Genomic DNA, 22,955 nt, shown 5'->3' with positions numbered 1-22,955 from the left:
GCCTGAGCGCCCGCGGGTATTAAAGGGCAACCGGGAACAGCCAGCCCAACAGCATTGCGCCGAGAATGGCGCCACCGGTAATCGGCTTCTGCCAGATGTAGAACACCAGCGCACCCAGCAGGGAACCGACGCCGATAGGAATGGAGGCGGTCATGGCGCTGAGGATAATCAAAGGCCCGAGGAAGCGGCCGGAGGCGTTACCCGCGCCCATCATCACGTCTGCACCGTAGGTGGAGTTGCTCTGGTTGATGGTGAACTTACGCGCCAGGATAATGACGTAGCCAATCGCCAGACCAATCACCAGGCCGGTAATCAGCGCGGCAATGAAGTTGGTCACCGGGAACATAATGCCCGCGCCCAGCAGCAGCGCCGGAACGCCGAGGCCCACGCCGGTTTGGATGGCGCCGCCGATGTCGAGAATACCCACCAGCGACCCTTCGATAATGCGGGCGAACAGGAAGCTCGCGCCGAACGCCGCCACCGCGCCGTAAACCCCGGTATCGATCCCCGCTTTCAGCATCGCCACGAAGGCCACTTCGTTAAACGCGCCGATGCCGTAGAGGTAGTACATGTGCGTCCCGGCGAAGACGCCGGAGGAGAGCAGGCCAACGAAGATCGGGAACGACCAGTCGGCATACCAAAAACCTTTATTCTGTTCCATTTAGAGGCTCCTGTTATTTACCGCTGAGCGAGTTGTGGATCATGTCGAGCCAGTTCGGCACGGTCAGATGGAAGGATTCGATCATCTTCATGTCGAAGCCGCGGAAGAAGCCGCTCAGCACGAAGAGCAGGACGATCGCCGCCATCATCACTTTGGTGACGTGGTTCCAGCCGCTCTCTTCGACGCCTTTACCGATCAGGATCCCCAGCACCAGGCCCGGTACGGCGTTGCCCATGATCAGCTGAGCTGCGCCGCCAAAGATGGTGGCCCAGAAGCCCGATTTTTTACCCGCGTCGATGGCCGCCAGCCAGAAGATCACCGGCATGACGGTGTTCACCAGCAGGTTTGCCGCAGGCACCAGCACCTTAACGGCGGTGACCTGAAGCGCTGCCGGAACGGAGGAGGCGGTCAGGTTCAGGAAGGTGACGACGAGCATGCCAATCACGCCGCAGGCAATCGCCATTTTGCGCGGGTCGTGCAGCGTTTCGCCGACGTTACGGTTTTTGATCATCAGTGCAGCAGCACCCCAGTTCGGGATGATGCGGTGGTCAACGTCCTGTGTGAAGGCACCTGCGGCCACGGAAGAGGCCCAGGCGTTAAAGAAGAAACCTAACCCAAAGGAGAAGTGGGACGCCGGATCCCCTTCACAGGAGTTCAGTTCCCCCAACGTACGAAACGCGCCCATACCCTGAGTGGTAGGCGCATGAAACATGCGTGCAGCCCCGGCTCCGACACCGACGCCAACCAGGCCGCCAATGATGAGCGATTTTATTAATATAATTAAGAACATCAGTCTGCCCTTTTATGAATAATCAGCGTTGCGTGACGAAATCCACCTGGTCAAGATTGATAGCGGTCACGTTGACGGTCACATCCAGCTCCACGCTGTAGGTGCGTCTTTCCCGGCGCAGAAAGAAGAACAGAAACGCTTCTTTTCGCACCGCTTCTTGCGCCTGAACGACCTGCACATCCTGTGGCTCAATACGCAGTAAGATATGCGGTGAGGCTTTCATCACCGCGGCCTGAACGTGGTTGAGCGCGTCGGCAAAGGCGCGCGCTTTGGCGTCGCCTTTACCCTTCACTCTCACCGTGGTTGTGAACTGTTCTTTCATGCTTATGCGCCGTATTTCTTCTGCCACGCCTGTACCAGACGCTCACCCAGCTCTTCTTTATCCATAAAGCCAAAGCCCAGCACGTTGCAGCCTTCGTTGATGGCGGTCACGCCCTCTTCCACGGAACGCATGCCGTATTTGGCCTTGTAGCCATATTTGGTTTGGGCCGTGATGGCACCCGCGCCGCCGCTGCCGCAGAAGGAGATGCCGAAGGTGGCGTTTTCCGCCTTCATCATGTCGCCCAGCTTCATATCCGCCGCCATGCCCGGCACAACCACCGCGCGTCCACCTGCTTTTTCCACACCGGCAGCCACTTTCTGACCTTTACCCAGGCGATCGCCAATCACGACTGTAATCTGTTCCATGTGTTGCTCCTTAAAGGTTGTCTTTCGCGACTTCGAAGTGAACGGAGAGCAGCCAGGCTTCTTCATCAGGAAGATTGCCAAACTGCGCGACCACTTCACGGGCGAGCCGCATTGAATCCGGTGAAATTTCGTCAAACAGCTCTGCTTCAACCTCCGGCAGCGGCTCGCCGGTCACGGACCGGTGCGCCATTGCGCGCACGTGGGAGGTAAGCATCTGCTCCTGTACCGCATTGGGGATGATGTTGTTCCGGGCCAGCAGGGCATAAACCTGCTGCAGCATGGTGTTCGCGAGCTGTTCTGTTTGCTCCGCCTGTTCCCCAACGTCGTTCATTACCGCTCCGTTAATCACTGGTCTTACCCCGTTAATGGCTCTGGAATAAAACTAACGTTGGGGGGGAATTGTTTGTAGCGAGTTGTTTTCCACTTCGAAGTGGAAAGGCGAGCCGCAGCAGTGATCTGTGCCACATAAATGCGGTGAATCTGAATTAATCCCGGTATTTGCGTGATGAATATCACATATTCCAGCGGCAAAACGCGCGCCGGGGAAACGAAACGTTCAGGCGTGGTGACGCAAAAATGTGATGGCGATAGGGTTTACTTATTACCGCGTAAAAAAAAACGGGAGCCGCTGGCCCCCGCTGGTTGTTTGTCAGATGCGCGATCGGTTAACGGTATTTCTGGTGATACGTGTTACGGGTCGTCACAAACTGCTCGGCCGCCGCCTGGGCTTCCTTCACTTTGCCTTCGTTAGCCAGCTTCAGCGCGCCGTCGATCTGGCCGACCAGCACGTCAAAGCCGTGGCGGTAGTCTTTCATCTCTGCGCTGTCTGCCGCTTTGCTTTCCAGCTTCGGAGGCGTCGCTTTTTGTGCGTCCAGCGCCGCTTCACGCATTTTGGTCAGCGCGTCTTTCATTTCAGCCGCATTGTCCGTTTTCTGCACCACCTTCAGGTTTTGACCGAGGATGCCCATGTCGTCTTCAAGATCGGCAGCAAACGCAGAAGAGCCAAGAACCAGCGTTGAAGCTGCGACGATCGCTAACAGATGTTTACGCATTGCTCACTTCCTTTTTTATTATTAAAACGCCTTTACGGATATTACTGACCGGCGATTTTCATTTCCGGCAGAAGTACAGAACCACACTGTATATTGCTACGTGTTTCAATATCGTTACCGACCGTAACGATATTGCGCCACATGTCCTTCAGGTTGCCGGCAATGGTAATTTCGCTCACCGGATACTGAATTTCGCCGTTTTCCACCCAGAAGCCCGCCGCGCCGCGCGAGTAGTCTCCGGTGATGCCGCTTACGCCCTGGCCCATCAGCTCGGTGACCACCAGACCGGTGCCCATCTCTTTCAGCATCTGCTCAAAGTTCAGGCCCTGTCCGGCAATGCGCCAGTTGTGAATGCCGCCAGCGTGTCCGGTGCTTTTCAGCCCCAGCTTGCGCGCGGAGTAGTTGGTCAGCAGCCACTGGGTCAGAATACCGTCTTTGATGATATCGCGACGTTCGGTGCGCACGCCTTCGCTGTCGAACGGCGTGGAGGCCAGCCCTTTCAGCAGGTGCGGATGTTCTTCAATGGTGAGCCATTCCGGCAGGATCTGCTTGCCCAGCGAGTCGAGGAGGAAGGTCGACTTACGGTAAACGGAGCCGCCCGCGATAGCGCCCACCAGATGGCCAAACAGACCGGTCGCCACTTCGTTAGCAAAAATGACCGGGGCCTTCATGGTGGAGAGTTTGCGCGGCGACAGGCGTGACAGCGTGCGTTCGGCACACTCTTTACCCACCCACTCAGGAGACTGCAAGTCCCCCAGCGCGCGGCCAATGGTGTAGGCGTAGTCACGCTCCATGTCACCGTTCTCTTCGGCGATCACGCAGCTGGAGAGCGAATGACGGGTAGAGCAGTAGCCCTGCAGCATACCGTGGCTGTTGCCGAAGACTTTGATGCCGTAATGGCTGTTGAAGCTGCCGCCTTCGGTATTGGTGATGCGCTTATCGGCCTGCAGGGAAGCCTGCTCGGCGCGCGCGGCCAGCTCGATCGCTTCGTCCGGGGTCACTTCTGCCGGGTGGAAAAGATCGAGATCCGGCGCGTCAAACGCCAGCAGGTCTTTATCCGCCACGCCTGCGTAAGGATCCGGGGAGGTATAGCGGGCGATATCCAGCGCCGCCTGCACCGTACGGGCAATGGCATCCGGGCTGAGATCGGTGGATGACGCGCTGCCTTTGCGATTCTGGTGATACACCGTGATCCCAAGCGCGCCATCGCTGTTGAATTCTACGTTCTCCACTTCACCATAGCGGGTACTCACGCTGATGCCGGTGGTTTTGCTGACCGCCACTTCGGCGCCATCTGATTTTTCTGAAGCAAGCATCAGCGCGGTGGAGACGGCTTCTTCAAGAATCTTACGCTGCGCTTCAACTTGTGAGGTTACTTTCATCGCAAATGCCATACTGTAAGAGAGAGTTATCTGAAGTCTAACAGAGAACCGTTTTTCAGTGCGCGTCTTAACTGGTAACATTAGCCTCTTTTTTTAAGGAGCCTGACATGACTAAGCAGCCCGAAGACTGGCTCGACGACGTTCCCGGTGATGACATCGAAGACGAAGATGATGAGATCATCTGGGTCAGTAAAAGTGAAATTAAACGTGACGCCGAAGAGTTAAAACAGCTTGGCGCAGAAATGGTAGAACTGGGTAAAAACGCGCTGGACAAGATCCCGCTCGACCAGGATCTGCGTGATGCCATTGAACTGGCACAGAAAATCAAGAAAGAAGGCCGTCGTCGCCAGCTTCAGCTTATCGGGAAAATGCTGCGTCAGCGCGACGTCGATCCGATCCGCCAGGCGCTGGACAAGCTGAAAAACCGCCACAACCAGCAGGTTGCGTTTTTCCATAAGCTTGAGCAGATCCGCGATCGCCTGATTGAACAGGGTGATGATGCCGTACCGGAAGTGCTGAACCTGTGGCCGGATGCCGACCGCCAGCAGCTGCGTTCCTTGATCCGCAACGCGCAGAAAGAGAAAGAAGGGAATAAGCCGCCGAAGTCTGCGCGCCTGATTTTCCAGTATCTGCGCGAGCTGTCTGAGAACGAAGAGTAATATCTTCCCCTCACCCCGGCCCTCTCCCCGGAGGGGCGAGGGAGAAAACACGGGAAAGTAGGCCCGGTAAGCGCAAGCGCCACCGGGCTTTTTTTTACTCTGCGGCTGCCGCTTCCGCTTTCTTCGCCAGACCGTCCAGCAGCTTCTGATGGATCCCACCAAAACCGCCGTTGCTCATCACCAGAATGTGGTCGCCAGGCTGTGCGGCTTTCACCACCATATCCGCAAGCGTATCCACATCCGCGCTCCAGTGCGCAGGCTGAATGCAGGCGTCGGCCACTTCGGCCACCTGCCACGGAATATGCTGCGGCTGCAGCAGGAAGACCTCGTCGGCACGTCCTAACGACGGCGCGAGGTCATCTTTGCAGATGCCCATCTTCATGGTGTTCGAGCGCGGTTCCAGCACCGCCAGAATGCGGGCAGTGCCGCCGACCTTGCCACGCAGGGCGGCAAGCGTCGCCAGAATGGCCGTTGGGTGGTGCGCGAAATCGTCATACACGGTAACGCCGTGGGCTTCACCGCGCAGTTCCAGACGGCGACGGGCGTTTATAAACGAGCCCAGCGCATTGGCCGCATCCGCAGGCAGAACGCCCACGTGACGCGCCGCAGCAATGGCCATCAGGCCGTTGTGCATGTTGTGCTCGCCCACCAAGCCCCACTTCACCTCACCCACTTTCTCACCGTCGAGCAGCACTTCCCACTCGGAGGCATCGGCGTTGAGCTTCTTCGCCTGCCAGTGGCCCTGCTCGCCCACCAGCTCCTGCTCGCTCCAGCAGCCCATGGCCATGGTTTGCTTCAGGTTGATGTCGTTTTCCGGCAGGATGATGCGCCCCTGGCCCGGAACAATGCGCACCAGGTGGTGGAACTGTTTCTGGATCGCTTTCAGGTCGTCAAAAATATCCGCGTGGTCGAACTCAAGGTTGTTGAGGATCAGCGTGCGCGGGCAGTAATGCACGAACTTGGAGCGCTTGTCGAAGAACGCGCAGTCGTATTCGTCGGCTTCGATCACGAAGAACGGGCTGTCACCCAGACGCGCAGAAACGTCGAAATTACCCGGTACGCCGCCGATCACGAAGCCCGGCTTGTAGCCGCAGGCTTCGAGGATCCAGGTCGCCATGCCCGCGGTCGTGGTTTTGCCGTGGGTACCAGCAACGGCAACCACCCAGCGGTCGCGCAGGACGAAGTCATGCAGCCACTGCGGGCCGGACATGAACGGAATATTGCGTTCCAGTACCGCCTCGACGCACGGATTGCCGCGGGTCATGGCGTTGCCGATGATCACCAGGTCCGGCTCGGGATCCAGCTGGCTGGCATCGTAGCCCTGAATTAACGAGATGCCCTGTTTCTCCAGAAGTGTGCTCATTGGCGGATACACATTGGCGTCCGAACCTGTCACTTCATGGCCCAGCGAGCGCGCCAGCATTGCCAGTCCGCCCATGAAAGTGCCACAAATCCCCAATATATGAATGCGCATACGTCACTATCCTTCTTCAATGTGGCGCACATTTTACTCACATGTTAGCGGCTGTGAAACGCATTTCAGGTAAATCCGTATGTTGCTGGCGCGATTCACCTCTGCGCTAATATTTGAATGTTTGTTAAGATTGTTGGGCTTTAGTCGTTTTAGTGAACATACAATCGCTCTACTCACAAAGATGCAGGGAAAGTGTTATGAAAACGTTAGGTGAATTTATTGTCGAAAAGCAGCACGAGTTCTCTCATGCTACCGGTGAACTCACTGCTTTGCTGTCGGCAATAAAGCTGGGCGCTAAGATCATCCACCGTGATATCAACAAGGCCGGTCTGGTCGATATCCTGGGTGCCAGCGGTGCCGAGAACGTTCAGGGCGAGGTTCAACAGAAGCTCGATCTGTTCGCAAATGAAAAATTGAAAGCAGCACTGCGCGCGCGCGACATCGTTGCGGGTATCGCCTCTGAAGAAGAAGATGAAATTGTTGTTTTCGAAGGGTGTGAACACGCTAAATACGTTGTTCTGATGGATCCGCTCGACGGTTCCTCAAACATCGACGTTAACGTTTCTGTCGGTACCATTTTCTCCATCTACCGCCGCGTCACGCCTGTTGGCACGCCGGTAACCGAAGAAGATTTCCTGCAGCCGGGCATTAACCAGGTTGCTGCCGGTTACGTCGTTTATGGCTCCTCCACCATGCTGGTGTACACCACCGGTTGCGGGGTTCACGCCTTTACGTACGATCCTTCACTCGGCGTTTTCTGCCTGAGCCAGGAACGCATGCGCTTCCCGGAGAAGGGCAACACCTACTCCATCAACGAAGGCAACTACATCCGCTTCCCGAACGGCGTGAAGAAGTACATTAAATTCTGCCAGGAAGAAGATAAAGCGACCCAGCGCCCGTACACGTCCCGCTATATTGGCTCTCTGGTCGCGGATTTCCACCGTAACCTGCTGAAAGGCGGCATTTACCTCTACCCAAGCACCGCCAGCCACCCGGACGGGAAGCTGCGCCTGCTGTACGAGTGCAACCCGATGGCGTTCCTCGCCGAACAGGCGGGCGGCAAGGCGAGCGACGGTAAAGAGCGTATTCTGGATATCGTGCCGGAAAGCCTTCACCAGCGCCGTTCATTCTTCGTCGGCAACAACCATATGGTTGAAGACGTTGAACGTTTTATCCGTGAGTACCCGGACGCGTAATACCTCTCTTCAGGGGAGCCGTTCTGGCTCCCCTGGTCATTTATATATTTTACCGTATAAGTGTTTATAAAAAACATGCTTTAATATTCACCACTGCTCCTGCATTATTTCCATAACAGTTTGACTGATATTTCGTGGAGCAGAATCGCAATGAAAAATTATTCCCGTGCTAATACCGGCATTGATTTAAATCTTATCCCTGTATTTATTGAAATCGTCCGCTGCGGCAGCATGGCAAAAGCCTCTTTGCGTCTGGAGATGTCACGTCCGGCGGTGAGTCTGGCCTTAAAGCGTTTTAATCAACTCTTTGATGAACCGTTATTTTTCCGCAAAGGTTTATATCTTGAACCGACGGAAAAAGCATTAGCCTTAACCAGCTCGCTGGAAATATTAATGGGTGATATTCACGATAATATTGCGGCAGTTAATTCCGGGAAAAATAAAACCCCGGCACAGAACGTACCGGGGCTGGGTAATATTATGCAGCGGCCTGAGTCGTCACTTTGAATGATGACATGGCTTCCATCAGCTGACGCGACTGCTCTTCAAGAGAGCGGGTCGCGGCGGAGGATTGCTGCACCAGCGCCGCATTCTGCTGCGCGGTTTCGTCCATCTGATTCACCGCAATATTCACCTGCTCAATACCGCGGCTCTGCTCCTGAGACGCGGTCGCAATCTCACGCATCAGTTTGGTCATGCGCAGCACTTCTGTTGCGATTTCGTCCATCGTTTCGCCGGCCTGCTGGGCCAGCTCGCTGCCCTCGTTAACGTGGGTCTGCGAATCGCTGATAAGCGATCGGATCTCTTTCGCCGCGTCGGCGCTGCGGCTGGCGAGGTTTCGCACTTCGCCCGCGACGACGGCAAACCCGCGCCCCTGCTCGCCCGCGCGCGCCGCTTCCACGGAGGCGTTAAGCGCCAGGATATTGGTCTGGAAGGCAATACCGTCGATCACGCTCAGGATGTCGGCGATGCGCGCCGAGCTGCCCGAGATATCGCGCATTTTTTCAATCACGTAGCAGACCATCTCGCTGCCGTGATCGGCCGTGTCGGACACCGACTTCGCCAGCTGGTGCGCCTGCTCGGCATTATCGGCGTTGAGCTTCACCGTCGCGGTGATCTGTTCCATGCTGGCCGCCGTCTGCTCAAGCGACGTGGCGGTGGATTCCGTACGCTCGGCAAGGTCGCGGTTTCCCAGCGTCAGCTCGCGGCTGCCGGTGTCAATTTGCGCGCTGGCATCGCGTACCCGCATAACCGAGTTCATCAGCGACTGGCGCATCTCCTCTATCACCGCGTTGAGGCGGTTAAACTCCTGGCTCGCGGGGGCATTCAGCGTATGGGTTAAATCACCCGCCGCCACGTTTTCCAGCTGCGCAATGGAGGCCGAGAGCGGCTTGAGCAGCATATGGCGCAGCACCAGCCAGGCGAGCACGATAATGCCCGCCGTCAGCAGCGCGGCGACGATAATCAGGATCAGTACGCGGGTTTTACTCGCCTGCACGGCACTCACTTCCGCCTGACCACGCGCTTCGCTCCATTTCTGAAACGCCTGCATATCGTTATCAAACTGCTTCGCCACCGGTATCAGCGTCTTCTCCAGAAGATCGTAATACCCGTCCGCGCTCTGGTCATTCAGGGTTTTCAGCATCGGGTTGATCCCCTGCTGGCTATACGTCGCCAGGCTGGCCGCCACTTTATCGAGCAGCTGTTGCCCCTGCTCGTCAGCCACGCCGCCGTCGATCACGCCTTTCAGCGTTTTCTGGGCCAGGGCAACTTCCTGATTGATGTTTTTTACCGCTTTGGCCGCATCGTCCAGCATGCCGATTTCCATCATGCGGACGGCCTGGCCCGCCTCATTGCGCGCGCGCAGGATCAGCGTATAGCCTGAATTAAGCTGCACCATCTGCTCACCCTGAAGGTGATTAATACGCTGCAGTGAAGAAGAACTCTGTGTGAGGGCATAAATGCCGATGCCGCTGACAATCAGCAGCAGAAGGGTCATAACGGCCAGTAAAGAGAGCAAGCCGGTACGAATCGATAGCGTTTTAAGCATGATATTATTTCCGGTAGCGAGATATTTCTGGGCATAAAAAAAGAGTATCGGCCGCTACCGGAAAATGTTTAGACTTTAAGCAAATTCAGCGTGTTATCGCTCTGTTACCGATGTGTTTACGCGGGTAACAGGCGAGCTCTGACGGTTCTCCCAGAGCACCGTCAGGCCACGCTGCAGGGCAATAAAAATAAACAGCAGAATGCCGATGGCGATTTTCGTCCACCATGAGCTGAGCGTGCCGTCAAAGTTGATATAGGTTTGTATCAGCCCCTGGATAGCCACGCCGAACAGCGTACCCAGCACCGTCCCCACCCCGCCGCTGAGCAGCGTGCCGCCGATGACCACAGAAGCAATCGCATCCAGCTCAACGCCCACGCCTGCAAGGGCATAGCCCGCCTGGGTATACACCGAGAAGACGATACCCGCCAGCGTCGCCAGGCCGGTCGAGAGCATATAGATGCGGATAGTGGTGCTGCGGGTTGAGATCCCCATCAGGTTTGCCGACGTGGCGCTACCGCCGATGGCGTAAACCTGATTGCCAAACCGGGTACGGTGGGCGAGGAAGATGCCAATCACCACCACGCCCAGCATCAGCAGCCCCATCGCGCTCAGGCGGCCGCCGCCGGGAATTTTCCACGCCAGGCTGGAGAGCGTGTCATACACCGGATGGTTAATCGGAATCGACTCTTCCGAGACCAGATAGCTCACTCCGCGCAGGAAGAACATCCCGGCGAGGGTAATGATAAACGCCGGGATTTTTAACGCGTCGATCAGCAGCCCCATAAAGGCGCCAAACGCGCAGCCCATCGCCAGCACCAGCGGAAACGCCACCAGCGGAGAGATCCCCCAGAAGCCGATCGCCTTCGCGAGGAACACGCCCGTAAACGCGATCACCGAGCCAACGGAGAGATCGATCCCGCCGGAGAGGATCACAAAGGTCATCCCGACGGCGATGATGCCTAAAAAGGCGTTATCGGTCAGGATATTGCAAATCACGCGCGTCGACGCAAAACCCGGGAATTGGGTGAGGCAGTAGAGATAACCCAGCACAAACACGCCCAGCGTGATCATCAACGGTAAATTACGTTTTATCATGGCCACGGATCCCCTTAATGATGCTGACAAAGCGCGGCGACTGGACGATCAGCACGCAGAGCACGACCACCGCTTTCACCACCTGGTTGAGTTCCGGCTGAAACCCCGAAAGCAGGATCCCGGTGTTCATTCCCTGAATGATCAGCGCGCCAATCACCGAGAGCAGCAGGTTAAAGCGCCCGCCCATCAGCGACCCGCCGCCGATCACCACCGCGAGGATCGCGTCCAGCTCCAGCCAGAGCCCCGCGTTGTTGGCATCCGCCCCGCGAATATCCGCCGCGACGATGACCCCGGCGATGGCGGCGCAGACGCCGCTCAGCACGTAGGTCAGCATCACCATCAGCCGGGTGTTGACCCCGGCGTTGCGCGCGGCGCGGATGTTGATCCCGACGGCCTCAATGAACATGCCCAGCGCCGTTTTGCGGGTGAAGAGCCAAAAGACAACGAGCGTGGCCAGGGCAATAATCACCGGCGTCGGGAAGAACAGAAGGTTGCCGCTCCCGAGCCACGCCAGGCTCGGCGAGTTAAAGGTGACAATCTGTCCGGAGGTAATCAGCTGCGCCACGCCGCGCCCGGCCACCATTAAGATAAGGGTGGCGACAAAGGGCTGAATTTTCAGCACCGCCACCAGAATACCGTTCCATAATCCGGCCAGCACGCCGGTGCCTAAGGCCGCCAGCAGTACCATCGGCAGGCTGTGTCCGGACACGGTCATGGAGGCGGCCGTGGCCCCGGCGATAGCCATCACCGCGCCGACGGAGAGGTCAATCCCGCCGGTGGCGATGACCAGCGTCATCCCGATGGCCAGCAGCGCCACCGGCGCGGCACGGTTCAGAATGTCTATTGGGCTGCCAAACAGGCGGCCATCCTGCACGATAATCTGGAAGAAATGCGGCGCGACCAGGCTATCAACCAGCAGAACCACCAGCAGCGCCGCGATTTGCGGCGTGCCGGTTGGCCAGCTGAAGCGGCGCTTTGACTCGCCGGTTTGCGAAAGCGAACGGGGCATCACGATTTACTCCTTATGCCGCGATGGCATTCATGATCGCCGGAACGGACAGCTTATCCAGCGGGATCTCTGCCACCTGTTTGCGATCGCGCATGATGATGACGCGATCGGCATAGCCCACCAGCTCCTCCAGCTCGGACGAAATAACCAGCAGCGCCAGACCGTCCGCGCACAGGGTTTCGATAAGCCGGATAATTTCAGCGTGCGCACCCACGTCAATGCCGCGGGTTGGCTCGTCGAGGATCAGGAACTGGGGTTTGGTCAGCAGCCAGCGTGACAGCAGCACCTTCTGCTGGTTACCGCCGGAGAGAAACTCAATAGGCTGTTCCGCGCTCGGGGTACGAATACCCAGTTGACGGATAAAGCGCTCGGCGATGGCGTTTTGCTCTTTACGGGGGATCGGGCGCAGCCAGCCGCGCTGGGCCTGCAGCGCCAGAATGATATTTTCCCGCACCGAGGCCGCGGCAATAATGCCGTCCGTTTTTCGGTCTTCCGGGCAGAAGCCGACGCCCAGGCAGGAGGCCTGATGCGGCGATCGTAAGGTTTGCGGTTTACCCTTGATCAGCGCGGTGCCGCTGTCCGCCGGCTTGATCCCGAAGATCACCTCGGCGGTTTCGGTCCGGCCAGAGCCTAGCAGGCCCGCCAGCCCGACAATTTCGCCCGGGCGGACTTCCAGATTAAACGGCGATATCACGCCTTTCCTGCCGTAATCGCTGAACGCGGCGACCGGTTTCTCGCTCAGCAGCGTGCGCCCGGCGCGCTGAAGGGCGTTAGTTTCCAGCTCGCGACCCAGCATCATTTTCACCAGTTCGATCTGCGGCAGCTCGCGGGTTTCGCGACAGCCGACAAAGCTGCCGTTGCGCAGCACCGTGATACGATCGCTTACCTCATACACCTGATCGAGGAAGTGGGTAACGAAGATCAGGCTGACGCCCTGATCGCGCAGCTGGCGCATCAGGGTAAAGAGCATCTCCACTTCCTGGGTATCGAGGCTGGCGGTGGGTTCGTCGAGGATCAGCACCTTTGCCGAGAGATCGATCGCGCGACAGATGGCGACGATCTGCTGCATCGCCACGGAAAAGCGGTTCAGCGGCTCGCGGACGTCGAGGGAGAAGCCGTACGATTCCATCAGCTTTGTCGCCCTCGCCTCCATCTCTTTGCGGCGCAGCAGGCCAAAACGTCGCGGCTCACGGCCAATAAACAGGTTATCCGCCACCGACATATTCGGCAGCAGGTTCACTTCCTGGTACACCGTCCCGATCCCCAGCTGCTGGGCATGGGCGGTATTTTTTGGCGAAATGGCGTTGCCTTCCAGCCAGATGGTGCCGCGATCGGCATGATAAACGCCGGTCAGGGATTTAATCAGCGTCGATTTTCCCGCGCCGTTCTCGCCCAGCAGCGCCATGATCTCACCGCGCCGCAGGCTGAAATCAACGTTATCCAGCGCCTTTACGCCGGGGAAGAATTTACTCAAGCCCTCTGTGCGGAGGATTTCCTGGTGTTGTTCAGTGGTCATGGTTTTCCCCCTGCATCAAGCCGGATGGCGCTACGCTTATCCGGCCTACAAAAGAGCGTATCGTAGGCCAGGTAAGCGCAGCGCCACCCGGCAGTTTCACTGGATCAGTAGCCCATATTTTTCTTCTTCTCTAACTCTTCTTTCGCCGTGTCAGGCAGGTAGAGCGTGGACTTGGTGACCGTCACCTTCTCAGGCATCGTGCCGTCTTTCTTGAATTTCTCCAGCGCGTCGAATGCCGGGCCCGCCATGTTTGGCGTCAGCTCCACGCTGGCGTTGGCTTCGCCGTCGATCATCGCTTTATAGATGTCCGGCACGCCGTCGATAGAGCCGGTGAGAATATCTTTGCCCGGCTTCAGGCCCGCTTCTTTAATCGCCTGAATCGCACCGATCACCATGTCATCGTTGTGGGCGTAAACCATGCAGATGTTCTTGCCGTTGTTTTCAGCCTTAATAAAGCTCTCCATGACCTCTTTACCTTTACTGCGCGTAAAGTCGCCGGACTGAGAGCGGATAATCTTGATGTTTGGCGCTTTAGCGATGGCTTCAGCAAAGCCTTTTTTACGGTCGATGGCCACGCTCGCGCCGACGGTGCCCTGCAGCTCAACGACGTTACACGGCTTGCCGTCGACCTGCTTCACCAGCCAGTCGCCAATCAATTGCCCTTCAAGCACGTTGTTGGCGGTGACGGTGGTCATATAGAGGGATTTGTCTTTGACGTCGATGGAACGGTCGAGCAGGAAGACCGGGATCTCAGCGTCTTTCGCTTCCTTCAGGACGGGTTCCCAGCCGGTCGCCACGACGGGTGCGATAAAGATGGCATCCACGCCCTGGGCGATAAAGGAGCGCACGGCTTTGATCTGATTCTCTTGTTTTTGCTGACCATCGGCGATTTTCAGGGTAATGCCGCGTTTCTGAGCCTCGCTTTTCGCAACGTTGGTTTCAGCCGCTCGCCAGCCAGATTCAGAGCCGACCTGCGAAAAACCTACGGTTAAGGGAGCGGCCATCGCCATAGACGACATGGCTGCCGAAACTGCTGTGACAAGAAGTAAGCGCTTCCACATATGAGCGTCCTCGTAGGGGTGTTTATTGTTGGTTAAAAGATGTTCTGCGAAATGACTATAGCCCATGAAATATGTAACGAATTGCGTTGCATCACACTTCAGAAAAGTGAATAAAACGTTAATCACAAGTTTGTAATCGCTTTCATTTCACCATGAAAAATGCGGCTGAGTTTATGGATTTTTCTGTCATGGAAAGGGTCTGAAAAGTGGAGAAAGCGGGGAGAGAAAGCGAAAACAGGCGGAGACATTCAGCGCGAGTTGGCTATAATACCTGCCACTTGTTTACCATCCATTTTAAAGGACACCGACATGAGCTTACTCAACGTCCCAGCGGGTAAAGAACTGCCAGAAGACATCTACGTAGTTATCGAAATCCCGGCTAACGCAGATCCGATCAAATACGAAGTGGACAAAGAGAGCGGCGCCCTGTTCGTAGACCGTTTCATGTCTACCGCGATGTTCTATCCGTGCAACTACGGTTACATCAACCACACCCTGTCTCTGGACGGTGACCCGGTTGACGTGCTGGTCCCAACGCCATACCCACTGGAGCCAGGCTCCGTCATTCGCTGCCGTCCAGTTGGCGTGCTGAAAATGACCGACGAATCCGGTGAAGATGCGAAGCTGGTTGCGGTACCGCACACCAAGCTGAGCAAAGAATACGATCACATCAAAGATGTGAACGACCTGCCAGAGCTGCTGAAAGCGCAGATCACTCACTTCTTCGAGCACTACAAAGACCTCGAAAAAGGCAAGTGGGTTAAAGTTGACGGCTGGGACAACGCAGAAGCGGCGAAAGCAGAAATCATCGCCTCTTTCGAACGCGCTGCTAAGAAGTAATTCTTACTGCTGTTAATGAAGGCCCCGCGAGTCGGGGCTTTTTTATTTCCCTGGTTGATAGTAGTACAAACTTAACTTTTAAGAATAATCCCATTCCTTTTGTTTTGGATATTAAAAACAAAAAAAGACTCCCTATCATTTATAGTGGGAGTGGTTGAATAGCCTGGCTGTTCACAACATACTGTCATGATGATCATTAATCCCCATTCATTACAGGATTCATATGTCATCCATTAACATTGATGTTGCCCGCCCAACTGGAATTTATTTTATCATTGAACGGTTGTATTCCCGCGATGGTTATATGCCTTCTATTGGGGAAATCAGCCCCTCTTTGACACAGGTGCACCGTACTGTCATTCAGCTAAAACGCAAGCAGGATATGTTTATGGATGGTGTTAAGGTTACCCCTAAAGATATTACCCTTTGGCAACAAATAAAATATATTACGGGTTCAAAAGTAACGACCAAGGATACAGATGCGTTAGTGTATACGACCGATTTTATCGGCTCCCTTGTTGCCACCACGCCTTTAGGTAATATTGAGCATGAAAATATTCCTCGCTTCCTCACGACAGAGTCTATCCACTCCCTTCCACAGGCGGTGAGTTATGGGCGTGATCCCATCCCACAAGTCCTTCTTTATGGTCGTAAGGATATAGTCTTCTTTATGGATAATGGTGGTAAGGGTACACCAACCGCTATTGCAAAATATAACCACAATACTCGTGACCTTGCCATAATCAAAGATCAGCTAGAAGCCAGTAAAACGATGAAGGAGCTGCTATCTAAGGGAGCAAAATTATGAGTAAGAAAAGCCATGTCATAAGCCTATTCGTCCTTATTATTGCCTCCTTTGTCTTTGGCAGAAGTACTTATGTTGAATATCTGTCATGGTACTATGGAAGCGATCATTTAATATTCAGTCAAATAAATAGCGCATTACTATCTGGGTTACTTAACGGACTTTACTTCGCGCTATCATCAAGCATTATTTATGCGTTACTCACTCTATTAAAAACAATTCCCAGAAATATCTTCTTTTCTTGTCTTCTGCAATTCTTTATTAACATAGGGCTATATACGCTTTTTGTTGCAGTAGATAGAGGTTATAGTAAATTGCATACTTTAGGCTCGGGTGCTACTGATATCACCCACAGCTATTTTTTAGGGGCGTTGCTGATGAGCACACTCCTGACCGTCGCGATCGTGAGCGTTATACATGCTAAGTTTCTTTCTTCAAAGCATAAAGATGGGCTACATAAAGGCGTTTGACTGTTACGGTAAAGACAGTAAATGGCAGTATCTCTGCATCATGACATTCCAGCTTGCCTGGTTTTTGTTTTACTTATGGATCCCTTATCGAAGCGATTATGTGATTCTGCTGTTTTTACTGTTTTTCCTGCCCGTCATTTCAAGCAATACGCGGTGCATAAACTACTATGGCCGTTCACGCGCCTTGTGTTTTTTATGGCTTATTGCCCCGTACATCATGCTGTTCGTTCCTCTGTTTTTAACCCGACGCCGGGATACAGAAGAGAGTTGAAGGAATAAAAAAAACAACGCCACCTCACGGTGGCGTTGTTTTTTTTCAGTACTGGTCTCTGTCTAACCAGTTACCGCTTACAATCCGCGTTAACCCTTCGACCGGACGCTGGTAGACGTACATCCACGCACTTCCGTACGGCGTCTGGATCAACTGGCGTGCGTATTCACCGCCCCTGGTGCGCAAGGCATCAAGTTCGGCAAGCGTCGCGTTATCAATACGATAGACTTCACCCTGTACTGTTCCTTCGCCCGGAACCGCGCCTGGATAGTGGCCCAGGCTGTACAACTGGTAGTTCTCGATATTGTAATTCCCCAGCAGCAGGGCATTGGTCATCCAGTGACTGTTGCCTTGCTTGGTTCGTAAACTGCCGTAGACAAATATTCGCATTGCTAAAACTCAAACTGATAGAGCAGATCAAGTGCCTGGTCTACGCCGGACACTGCTTCCAGATATAGCTTGGGCATCAGGCGATAGCGTAACGTGAGAGTTGCCAGTGAGTCAAAGATCCCCACACCATATTTTACCTGCAGACCCGGCAGTACATAGCCGCTGACCACCACCTGCGAGGAGTCACCCACGCCCTGGGTGTCCAGCGCCAGATTGCTTACGCCGAACGTCTCGCCGATTTTACCCACAACCTGCCCACTTTGTGCAACCCCCAGACCCACTAACATCGAGGTCATCGCCGCACTGTCGCTTTGTCCACTGTTCAGACCTTGTCCACGCAGCAGATAAGAGAGAGCTTCCTGCTGCGACATCGCCGGGTCAGAGAAGATCTCCGCCTTCGGTTCGTCGGCGGAACCGGTGACGCGAACGCCAGCAATGACGTCGTCTTCCGTCGCTTCCGGGTTACGAATCGCTTCGATGTTCAACAGGGGCTGATCCGGTGGACCGGAGAACAGCAGCTCGCCTTTGCGCACAATCAGATCCTGACCATAGGCGTGGAAACGCCCTTCAGGAATAGTGATCTGCCCGTTCAGGCCAAGCCCTTGTTTATCCTGCGCCACCTTCAGGTCGCCCGTGAGCCTCGCCTTCAGCCCAAACGCATCCAACCGCACGTTATTCCCCACGTGCACGATAAGGTTACTATTAATCGGTATGCCCGCGCTCTTCTGTTCTATAGGTTTCAGATTTTCATTGAGCATAACTTCATCACTTGAGACGCCGACCGCGCTTTCCGGCACGTCGTGAACAACGATGCGCGCCCACGGCACGTCGACGCGCCCGTCAAGCGTAAAGAGGCTTGGCGTGGCTTCAAAGACCACATCAGGCGAAACGTCCAGGCGCACCATCGGCGGTACGGTGATGCGTACCCGGCTCCCCTTCGCCGCGATGCGGGCGCGCCAGTTATCGATCTGGCTCCAGTCCGCGTCGCCGCTCAGGTTGATTTGCCCCTGCTGGGTGAGCACCGAGCCGCTCAGCGTCGAGCTCATGCCGTTGAAGTTCATCGCGATCTGGCTGGGCTGCATGTCGAACGGCATGAAGTTACCGTCGATATCCACGCCGCTGAGCCGCAGCTGGCCGAACAGCTGCGGGCTTTGCACGTTACCGGCCAGGCGCAGGTTAGCGTTCAGCATGCCCTCCGCTTTTTCCCCGCGCGCGAAAATCGGGTTCACCATCGCCAGGTTGAAGTTACGGACGTTGACGTTGCCGCCCAGATTACGCCGTCCCTGCGGATCGGTAATCTGGACCTGCCCGTCCAGCTGACCGTTATTTGTCAGGCGGATCGTCCACCCCAGCTGTGCGCGATTGTTATGCAGATCGGCACTCAGGTTCAGGGTGTCGAACGCCACCGGCAGCGGCGCGTCGTTGACCTCCTGCGTCACCTTCACGTTACGCCCGGACAGCGTGACGCTGCCCTGCGGCAGCCCCTCTTTGGTGGTGTCCCAGGCCACATCGGCCTTCCCGCTGAAGACGCCGCTGGCCTGGGTTGTGTCCGGCATAAACGGCTTCAGCATCGCCAGATCGAAGCGGTTGAGGTTGATCTGCGCGCGCCCTTCCGCTCCCGCATCGATGGTCTGCGGCACGCACAGCTCCGCATTCGGGTTGGTCCAGCAGTGCGGCCCAATGCTGATCTTCTGCTCGGCGTTGCGGTAGTCGAGGGCAATGGATCGCGAGAGCGCCAGCGGCCCGACCGGTGTATTGAAACGCGTGTTATCCAGCGTCCCTTTCCAGCGTTCTTCCTTGCGGTCGAAGCTGCCGGTGAGGTGAAGCTGGCCGGAGACCGGCTCGCCCTGCACGCGCAGCTGAAGGTCGTGCTGCTTCTCGTTCCCTTTGGCGTCCAGGGTGACCAGGTTAATGTTCACGTCCGGCTGAGAAATGCGCTCCACGCGCAGGTTGAGGTTACCGCCGATCTGATCGGTGGATTTCACATCCCCTTCCACGCGGACGCGGGCAACGCTCAGCTCCTGCCAGCGCAGGTTATTGGCGGTAATGTCCGCCAGCAGCTGCGGCGCCTCCACCGTACCGCGCACTTTCACGAGACCCTTCGCCGTGCCGCCCAGACCCGGCAGGGCGTTGTCGAGATTCGGCGCATCGATGGTGGCATCCAGATTGAGATCCTTCACCCCCAGCTCGCCTTTGATAACCGCCGTGTTGCGGCCCAGCGCCACGTGAAGCCCCGGGATAACCCACTGCAGATAGCTGTTGCCTTTCACCGAGCCTTCAACGTTAACCTTGTTCTGCTTCACGTTCCCGGTGAGCTTGATCTCCGGCACGTCCATCTGCCACGTACCGCCGTACAGGCTGCCGCGCGTTTTGATCAGGCCATCCAGTTTCGACGGCCAGTCCGGCACCTCTTTGGCGGTGTTAATGCCCGTCAGCTTCAGCTCGCCGCGCCAGCTGATCGCCTGCTGCCAGTCGAGCAGCGCGGTCAGCTCGGTTTTGCCTTCCAGCGCCGCGACGGTCAGCTTGTCGAGGTTGACCTGCTGTTCGTTGCCCTTCGCATCCAGCGTGATGTTCGCGGGCGGCACGCCCTGCCCCTTCACCGCGGTGCGGAATGAGAGCGTGTAGTCGGTCATCTTGCCGCTCAGCTTCAGCTTCAGGTCATCGGCCTGGAACTGTTTTTCGCCGGTGAACGGCCAGGAAAGCTGCTTGCTGACAACCTCAAGATTGAGCGGCAGCCCGGCTTCCGCCAGCTGCGTTTGCGCGCGCAGGACCATGTCCACCGGGCCGGAGAGATTCACCCCGACATCCAGCTTGTCGCGCAGCGCCCCGCCCACTTTGACCTTCACCTTTTCGCCTTTCAGCGGATCGATGTTGAGAGCGCTGTTAAGCGTGATGTCCACCGGCCAGTTGTCGCGCAGCAGGGCATTCCCTGACGCATTCACCGAGCCCTGGTTGGTGTCGATATCCAACGCGTCGAGCTTCATGTTGCCGTCAATGCTGCTGACTTTCAGCAGCATGTTATAGACCGTCAGATCGGTATCGCCGGTCAGGCGCAGCTGCTCGCCTTTGAACTCCTCGATGTTGAGGTTCAGCGGCAAATGAACGTCGGTCATTTCCGGCAGCACAGGCTTCGAGAAGAGGTCTTTCAGCGTTTCGCCCAGCGGTTTTTCTTCCGGCTGCGGATTCTGGATCTTCGGCTCGACGATCTCTTCCTGCGCCACGTCGGCCACCTTCGGCAGCGCGATCAGCAAGCCCTGCAGGGACGTCGGCGTCAGGGTGAGGTTTTTCTCCTGCCAGCGCAGGCCGGAGGTGAAATCCATCACGGACACGGTAGTGTCGTCGATTTTGATATTGACGTTATCGAGCGCGACCCGATAGAGCGCGATCGGGTACGGCGTGGAGAGATTCAGCGGGCCGCTGTCCTCTTCCTCGACCGGCGCAGACTTCGGCATTTTTTTCGAATCTATCGCCACGTTGACGTCTTTAAGGGACAGATCGTTGACGCAGAGCTTGCTGTCGCGCAGGCAGCCCAGCTTCACCGCGAGATGGAACTCCCCGGCGTTCACCGCCACGCCCGGCTGCTCGTAGCGGATGTTCTTCAGACGCAGATCGCGCCAGCCGCCCGTTACCTGGCCAATCTCCAGCCCCGGCACCCAGCGGTTCGCGGCGTTAAACAGCAGATGCAGCCCGGTCGTCGTTCCCACCAGAAACGCCACCGTACCGAGCAGCAGCACGATAAAAATCAGCACCCCGAGGCTTATTTTCTTCCATAAACTCATAATTCAGGCCCCAGACCGATGTAAAACTGTAATCCGTGCTCTTCTTTGTCGCCGACAGGCACGGCGAAGTCGAGCTTGATGGGCCCGACGGGTGACTGCCAGCGTACCCCCACGCCCGCGCCGGTTTTGAAGTCGCTGCGGCGGATATCGTTCACCGCCTCACCGCCGTCAACAAACATGGCGCCCCACCACTTTCCGCTGACGTTGTACTGATACTCCAGCGATCCGGTTGCCAGTTTTGACGCACCGGTCAGCTGGCCCTTTTCGTTCTCAGGTGAGATCGATTTGTACTTATATCCACGAATGCTGCGGTCGCCCCCGGCGAAGAAGCGCAGATCCGGCGGAACACGCTCGAAGTCTCCCGTTTCAATCCAGCCGAGATTGCCGCGCATCACAAAGCGGTGTTTGTCGTACAGCGTGCGGATCCAGACGTTTTGCGCCTGCATGACGGAGAAGTCCACGTCGGAGCCCCAGGCGGAGTTGGAATAATCAATGGAGTAGCGCTGCGAGTCGCCCCAGGTCGGCATCAGGCCCCCGCGCGAGCGGGTACGGCTGATCATCACGCCCGGATAAAGCAGCATGGTGGTATTGGTGACGTTGGCCTGGGTAAAGTGGTCCAGGCTCCAGCGCAGGTTAATGGCGCGCTGCCAGCCGCTGGAGAGATCCCAGAAGCGGGAGACCGCAAGGGTCGTAGAGTCCTGCTTGGTGTCGTTCAAGTCGGTGCGCTTAAAACCGCCCTGCACAAGGTAATATTGCTCAAGCGGGTTTTTCAGCAGCGGCATTTTGTAGCTGAAATCCAGCTGCTGCTCGGGCGCAGAGAGGCTCAGGCTGGTGGTCAGGCTGTGACCGTACGAGTTCATCCACGGTTTTTTCCACGAGGTTCTCACGCGTGGTCCAACATCCGTCGAGTAGCCAACACCGGTCTCAATGGTGTTCTCGGTGCGCGGCGAGACAACGCCGTGCAGCGGCAACACCTTCGTTTTGCGAGACTTATCAAATTCCGGTGCGACAACCACGGAGTTAAACCAGCCGGTAGCGGAAAGACGACGGTTCAGTTCCGCCAGGTCCCTCGACTGGTAGTAATCCCCTTTTTTGAACGGCACGAGGTTTTGCAGGTACTCTTCACGAATCTGCGAACCCTCAAACGTCACATCGCCAAAGCGGTAGCGTTCCCCGCTGTCGTAGTCGATATCCCAGAAGGCCTGACGCCGATCCAGCGCAATCCCCAGCTGGCTTTTATTGAACTGGCTGTCGAAGTAGCCCTTACGCAGGGAAACGCTCGTCAGCTCTTTTTTGAAATGGTCGTAGTCGCCGTGGTTAAGCACTGTACCGACTTTCGGCCGCGTGCTGAGCAGGTCCAGGTAATCCCGGTCGGTACGCGCCCCGCCGCGCAGGATGACGTTCGTGCCGCCAATCAGTACCGGCTCACCCGGCGAAACGCGGGCAATAAGGACCTGGCGCCCCTTCTTTGGCGGCGGACGGAGATCGAAATCAATGGTGGGTTCGTAATACCCTAGCGCTTTCAGCCCTTCACGGATGGCGTCATCCACGCGCGCGCGAAAACGCCGGTCCGGCGTCACCTCATCACTCTGGATGGTCGATAGCTGCGCACGTACGTTTTTTTCCAGCGCCCCGGATAACCCCTCAACCTGCAAACGGACATTCGCCGCGCTGGCAATCCCGCTTGTCAGCAACACACTGACTAAACATAACTGGCGGATTTTTGTCACGTTTTCTCCTGAATATCCCTGTTTCCACCCTGGAAGCA

General features: G+C 56.4%; 22 protein-coding genes. 6 read left to right on the top strand and 16 right to left on the bottom strand.

Features of this window, described 5'->3' with window-relative positions; all coding sequences use genetic code 11:
• Positions 1-19: 19 nt before the first annotated feature.
• From P346_RS02160 to pmbA, 7 genes are all read right to left on the bottom strand, one after another.
• The gene (locus tag P346_RS02160; protein ID WP_023310183.1) at positions 20-661 is read right to left on the bottom strand and encodes a DUF4310 family protein; all 642 of its coding nucleotides are present in this window, start codon (positions 659-661) and stop codon (positions 20-22) included.
• A gap of 13 nt (positions 662-674) precedes the next feature.
• Positions 675-1,451 (bottom strand): DUF4311 domain-containing protein, encoded by a 777-nt coding sequence (locus P346_RS02165; protein WP_023310182.1) that lies wholly within the window; start codon positions 1,449-1,451, stop codon positions 675-677.
• 22 nt (positions 1,452-1,473) lie between these two features.
• A complete protein-coding gene (locus tag P346_RS02170) occupies positions 1,474-1,773 on the bottom strand; it encodes a DUF4312 family protein (RefSeq protein WP_006810338.1) in 300 nt (99 codons plus the stop codon).
• Positions 1,774-1,775: 2 nt separating this feature from the next.
• A complete protein-coding gene (locus P346_RS02175; RefSeq protein ID WP_010427372.1) occupies positions 1,776-2,138 on the bottom strand; it encodes an SFCGS family glycine-rich protein in 363 nt (120 codons plus the stop codon).
• Between the two features lie 10 nt (positions 2,139-2,148).
• Positions 2,149-2,487 (bottom strand): glycine dehydrogenase, encoded by a 339-nt coding sequence (locus P346_RS02180; RefSeq protein ID WP_025911967.1) that lies wholly within the window; start codon positions 2,485-2,487, stop codon positions 2,149-2,151.
• Between the two features lie 316 nt (positions 2,488-2,803).
• Positions 2,804-3,190, bottom strand: a complete 387-nt coding sequence (gene cybC, locus P346_RS02185; protein ID WP_023334302.1) for a cytochrome b562 — start codon at positions 3,188-3,190, stop codon at positions 2,804-2,806.
• A 41-nt stretch (positions 3,191-3,231) separates the two neighbouring features.
• Entirely contained in the window at positions 3,232-4,584 is a 1,353-nt protein-coding gene (pmbA, locus tag P346_RS02190; RefSeq protein ID WP_023310180.1) for a metalloprotease PmbA, read from the bottom strand.
• A 95-nt stretch (positions 4,585-4,679) separates the two neighbouring features.
• Between pmbA and yjgA the strand changes: the two genes are divergently transcribed.
• Positions 4,680-5,231, top strand: coding sequence for a ribosome biogenesis factor YjgA (gene yjgA / locus P346_RS02195; RefSeq protein WP_029739257.1), 552 nt, complete (start codon positions 4,680-4,682; stop codon positions 5,229-5,231).
• Between the two features lie 94 nt (positions 5,232-5,325).
• Here yjgA and mpl read toward each other — a convergent pair whose 3' ends face one another.
• Positions 5,326-6,705, bottom strand: a complete 1,380-nt coding sequence (gene mpl / locus P346_RS02200; RefSeq protein ID WP_032662469.1) for a UDP-N-acetylmuramate:L-alanyl-gamma-D-glutamyl-meso-diaminopimelate ligase — start codon at positions 6,703-6,705, stop codon at positions 5,326-5,328.
• 197 nt (positions 6,706-6,902) lie between these two features.
• Here mpl and fbp point away from each other — a divergent pair, with 197 nt between their 5' ends.
• Together fbp and P346_RS02210 are read left to right on the top strand one after the other, a co-directional pair.
• Positions 6,903-7,901, top strand: a complete 999-nt coding sequence (fbp, locus tag P346_RS02205; RefSeq protein ID WP_023310178.1) for a class 1 fructose-bisphosphatase — start codon at positions 6,903-6,905, stop codon at positions 7,899-7,901.
• Positions 7,902-8,051: 150 nt separating this feature from the next.
• Complete coding sequence (locus P346_RS02210) at positions 8,052-8,408, top strand: helix-turn-helix domain-containing protein (RefSeq protein ID WP_032662468.1); 357 nt, start codon at positions 8,052-8,054, stop codon at positions 8,406-8,408.
• Here P346_RS02210 and P346_RS02215 read toward each other — a convergent pair.
• From P346_RS02215 to ytfQ, 5 genes are all read right to left on the bottom strand, one after another.
• Complete coding sequence (locus P346_RS02215) at positions 8,380-9,951, bottom strand: methyl-accepting chemotaxis protein (protein ID WP_032662466.1); 1,572 nt, start codon at positions 9,949-9,951, stop codon at positions 8,380-8,382. The genes P346_RS02210 and P346_RS02215 overlap by 29 nt on opposite strands.
• 93 nt (positions 9,952-10,044) lie before the next feature.
• Complete coding sequence (gene yjfF, locus P346_RS02220) at positions 10,045-11,046, bottom strand: galactofuranose ABC transporter, permease protein YjfF (RefSeq protein ID WP_023310175.1); 1,002 nt, start codon at positions 11,044-11,046, stop codon at positions 10,045-10,047.
• Positions 11,033-12,058: a galactofuranose ABC transporter, ATP-binding protein YtfT gene (ytfT, locus tag P346_RS02225; protein WP_166770714.1), complete on the bottom strand. Its 1,026-nt coding sequence runs from the start codon at positions 12,056-12,058 to the stop codon at positions 11,033-11,035. The genes yjfF and ytfT overlap by 14 nt, the downstream gene beginning before the upstream one ends.
• A gap of 10 nt (positions 12,059-12,068) precedes the next feature.
• The gene (gene ytfR, locus P346_RS02230; RefSeq protein WP_032662464.1) at positions 12,069-13,571 is read right to left on the bottom strand and encodes a galactofuranose ABC transporter, ATP-binding protein YtfR; all 1,503 of its coding nucleotides are present in this window, start codon (positions 13,569-13,571) and stop codon (positions 12,069-12,071) included.
• Positions 13,572-13,675: 104 nt separating this feature from the next.
• On the bottom strand, positions 13,676-14,632 hold the full coding sequence (gene ytfQ, locus P346_RS02235) for a galactofuranose ABC transporter substrate-binding protein YtfQ (protein WP_014882271.1): 957 nt from the start codon (positions 14,630-14,632) through the stop codon (positions 13,676-13,678).
• A 309-nt stretch (positions 14,633-14,941) separates the two neighbouring features.
• On the opposite strand from ytfQ, the gene ppa reads away from it, so the two are divergent.
• The 3 genes from ppa to P346_RS02250 all read left to right on the top strand — a co-directional run bounded on the left by ppa (position 14,942) and on the right by P346_RS02250 (position 16,747).
• On the top strand, positions 14,942-15,472 hold the full coding sequence (gene ppa, locus P346_RS02240) for an inorganic diphosphatase (RefSeq protein WP_010427397.1): 531 nt from the start codon (positions 14,942-14,944) through the stop codon (positions 15,470-15,472).
• Between the two features lie 223 nt (positions 15,473-15,695).
• Positions 15,696-16,280: a hypothetical protein gene (locus P346_RS02245; RefSeq protein WP_032662463.1), complete on the top strand. Its 585-nt coding sequence runs from the start codon at positions 15,696-15,698 to the stop codon at positions 16,278-16,280.
• Positions 16,277-16,747, top strand: a complete 471-nt coding sequence (locus tag P346_RS02250; protein WP_032662462.1) for a hypothetical protein — start codon at positions 16,277-16,279, stop codon at positions 16,745-16,747. Before P346_RS02245 ends, P346_RS02250 begins: the two co-directional genes overlap by 4 nt.
• 316 nt (positions 16,748-17,063) lie before the next feature.
• Here P346_RS02250 and P346_RS02260 read toward each other — a convergent pair whose 3' ends face one another.
• From P346_RS02260 to tamA, 3 genes are read right to left on the bottom strand one after another with little or no spacing between them, the layout of a single operon-like run.
• On the bottom strand, positions 17,064-17,408 hold the full coding sequence (locus P346_RS02260) for a gamma-glutamylcyclotransferase family protein (protein ID WP_014830431.1): 345 nt from the start codon (positions 17,406-17,408) through the stop codon (positions 17,064-17,066).
• Between the two features lie 2 nt (positions 17,409-17,410).
• Entirely contained in the window at positions 17,411-21,187 is a 3,777-nt protein-coding gene (tamB, locus tag P346_RS02265) for an autotransporter assembly complex protein TamB (RefSeq protein ID WP_032662459.1), read from the bottom strand.
• Positions 21,184-22,917, bottom strand: coding sequence for an autotransporter assembly complex protein TamA (gene tamA / locus P346_RS02270; RefSeq protein ID WP_032662458.1), 1,734 nt, complete (start codon positions 22,915-22,917; stop codon positions 21,184-21,186). Before tamA ends, tamB begins: the two co-directional genes overlap by 4 nt.
• Positions 22,918-22,955 lie beyond the last annotated feature (38 nt).

The sequence above is a fragment of the Enterobacter sp. DC1 genome, from assembly GCF_000568075.1.
Classification (GTDB): domain Bacteria; phylum Pseudomonadota; class Gammaproteobacteria; order Enterobacterales; family Enterobacteriaceae; genus Enterobacter; species Enterobacter asburiae.
Note: the sequence above shows the minus strand (reverse complement) of the source record. Positions and strands in the feature narration are given on the sequence as shown.

Bases quoted from the DNA above. Each gene is read 5' to 3' on its own strand.
- tamB (WP_032662459.1), bottom strand. From the start codon at position 21,187: ATGAGTTTATGGAAGAAAATAAGCCTCGGGGTGCTGATTTTTATCGTG.
- mpl (WP_032662469.1), bottom strand. From the start codon at position 6,705: ATGCGCATTCATATATTGGGGATTTGTGGCACTTTCATGGGCGGACTG.
- cybC (WP_023334302.1), bottom strand. From the start codon at position 3,190: ATGCGTAAACATCTGTTAGCGATCGTCGCAGCTTCAACGCTGGTTCTT.
- pmbA (WP_023310180.1), bottom strand. From the start codon at position 4,584: ATGGCATTTGCGATGAAAGTAACCTCACAAGTTGAAGCGCAGCGTAAG.
- ytfR (WP_032662464.1), bottom strand. From the start codon at position 13,571: ATGACCACTGAACAACACCAGGAAATCCTCCGCACAGAGGGCTTGAGT.
- P346_RS02165 (WP_023310182.1), bottom strand. From the start codon at position 1,451: ATGTTCTTAATTATATTAATAAAATCGCTCATCATTGGCGGCCTGGTT.
- P346_RS02175 (WP_010427372.1), bottom strand. From the start codon at position 2,138: ATGGAACAGATTACAGTCGTGATTGGCGATCGCCTGGGTAAAGGTCAG.
- yjgA (WP_029739257.1), top strand. From the start codon at position 4,680: ATGACTAAGCAGCCCGAAGACTGGCTCGACGACGTTCCCGGTGATGAC.
- fbp (WP_023310178.1), top strand. From the start codon at position 6,903: ATGAAAACGTTAGGTGAATTTATTGTCGAAAAGCAGCACGAGTTCTCT.
- ppa (WP_010427397.1), top strand. From the start codon at position 14,942: ATGAGCTTACTCAACGTCCCAGCGGGTAAAGAACTGCCAGAAGACATC.
- P346_RS02170 (WP_006810338.1), bottom strand. From the start codon at position 1,773: ATGAAAGAACAGTTCACAACCACGGTGAGAGTGAAGGGTAAAGGCGAC.
- P346_RS02160 (WP_023310183.1), bottom strand. From the start codon at position 661: ATGGAACAGAATAAAGGTTTTTGGTATGCCGACTGGTCGTTCCCGATC.
- ytfQ (WP_014882271.1), bottom strand. From the start codon at position 14,632: ATGTGGAAGCGCTTACTTCTTGTCACAGCAGTTTCGGCAGCCATGTCG.
- P346_RS02210 (WP_032662468.1), top strand. From the start codon at position 8,052: ATGAAAAATTATTCCCGTGCTAATACCGGCATTGATTTAAATCTTATC.
- yjfF (WP_023310175.1), bottom strand. From the start codon at position 11,046: ATGATAAAACGTAATTTACCGTTGATGATCACGCTGGGCGTGTTTGTG.
- P346_RS02250 (WP_032662462.1), top strand. From the start codon at position 16,277: ATGAGTAAGAAAAGCCATGTCATAAGCCTATTCGTCCTTATTATTGCC.
- P346_RS02260 (WP_014830431.1), bottom strand. From the start codon at position 17,408: ATGCGAATATTTGTCTACGGCAGTTTACGAACCAAGCAAGGCAACAGT.
- P346_RS02245 (WP_032662463.1), top strand. From the start codon at position 15,696: ATGTCATCCATTAACATTGATGTTGCCCGCCCAACTGGAATTTATTTT.
- P346_RS02215 (WP_032662466.1), bottom strand. From the start codon at position 9,951: ATGCTTAAAACGCTATCGATTCGTACCGGCTTGCTCTCTTTACTGGCC.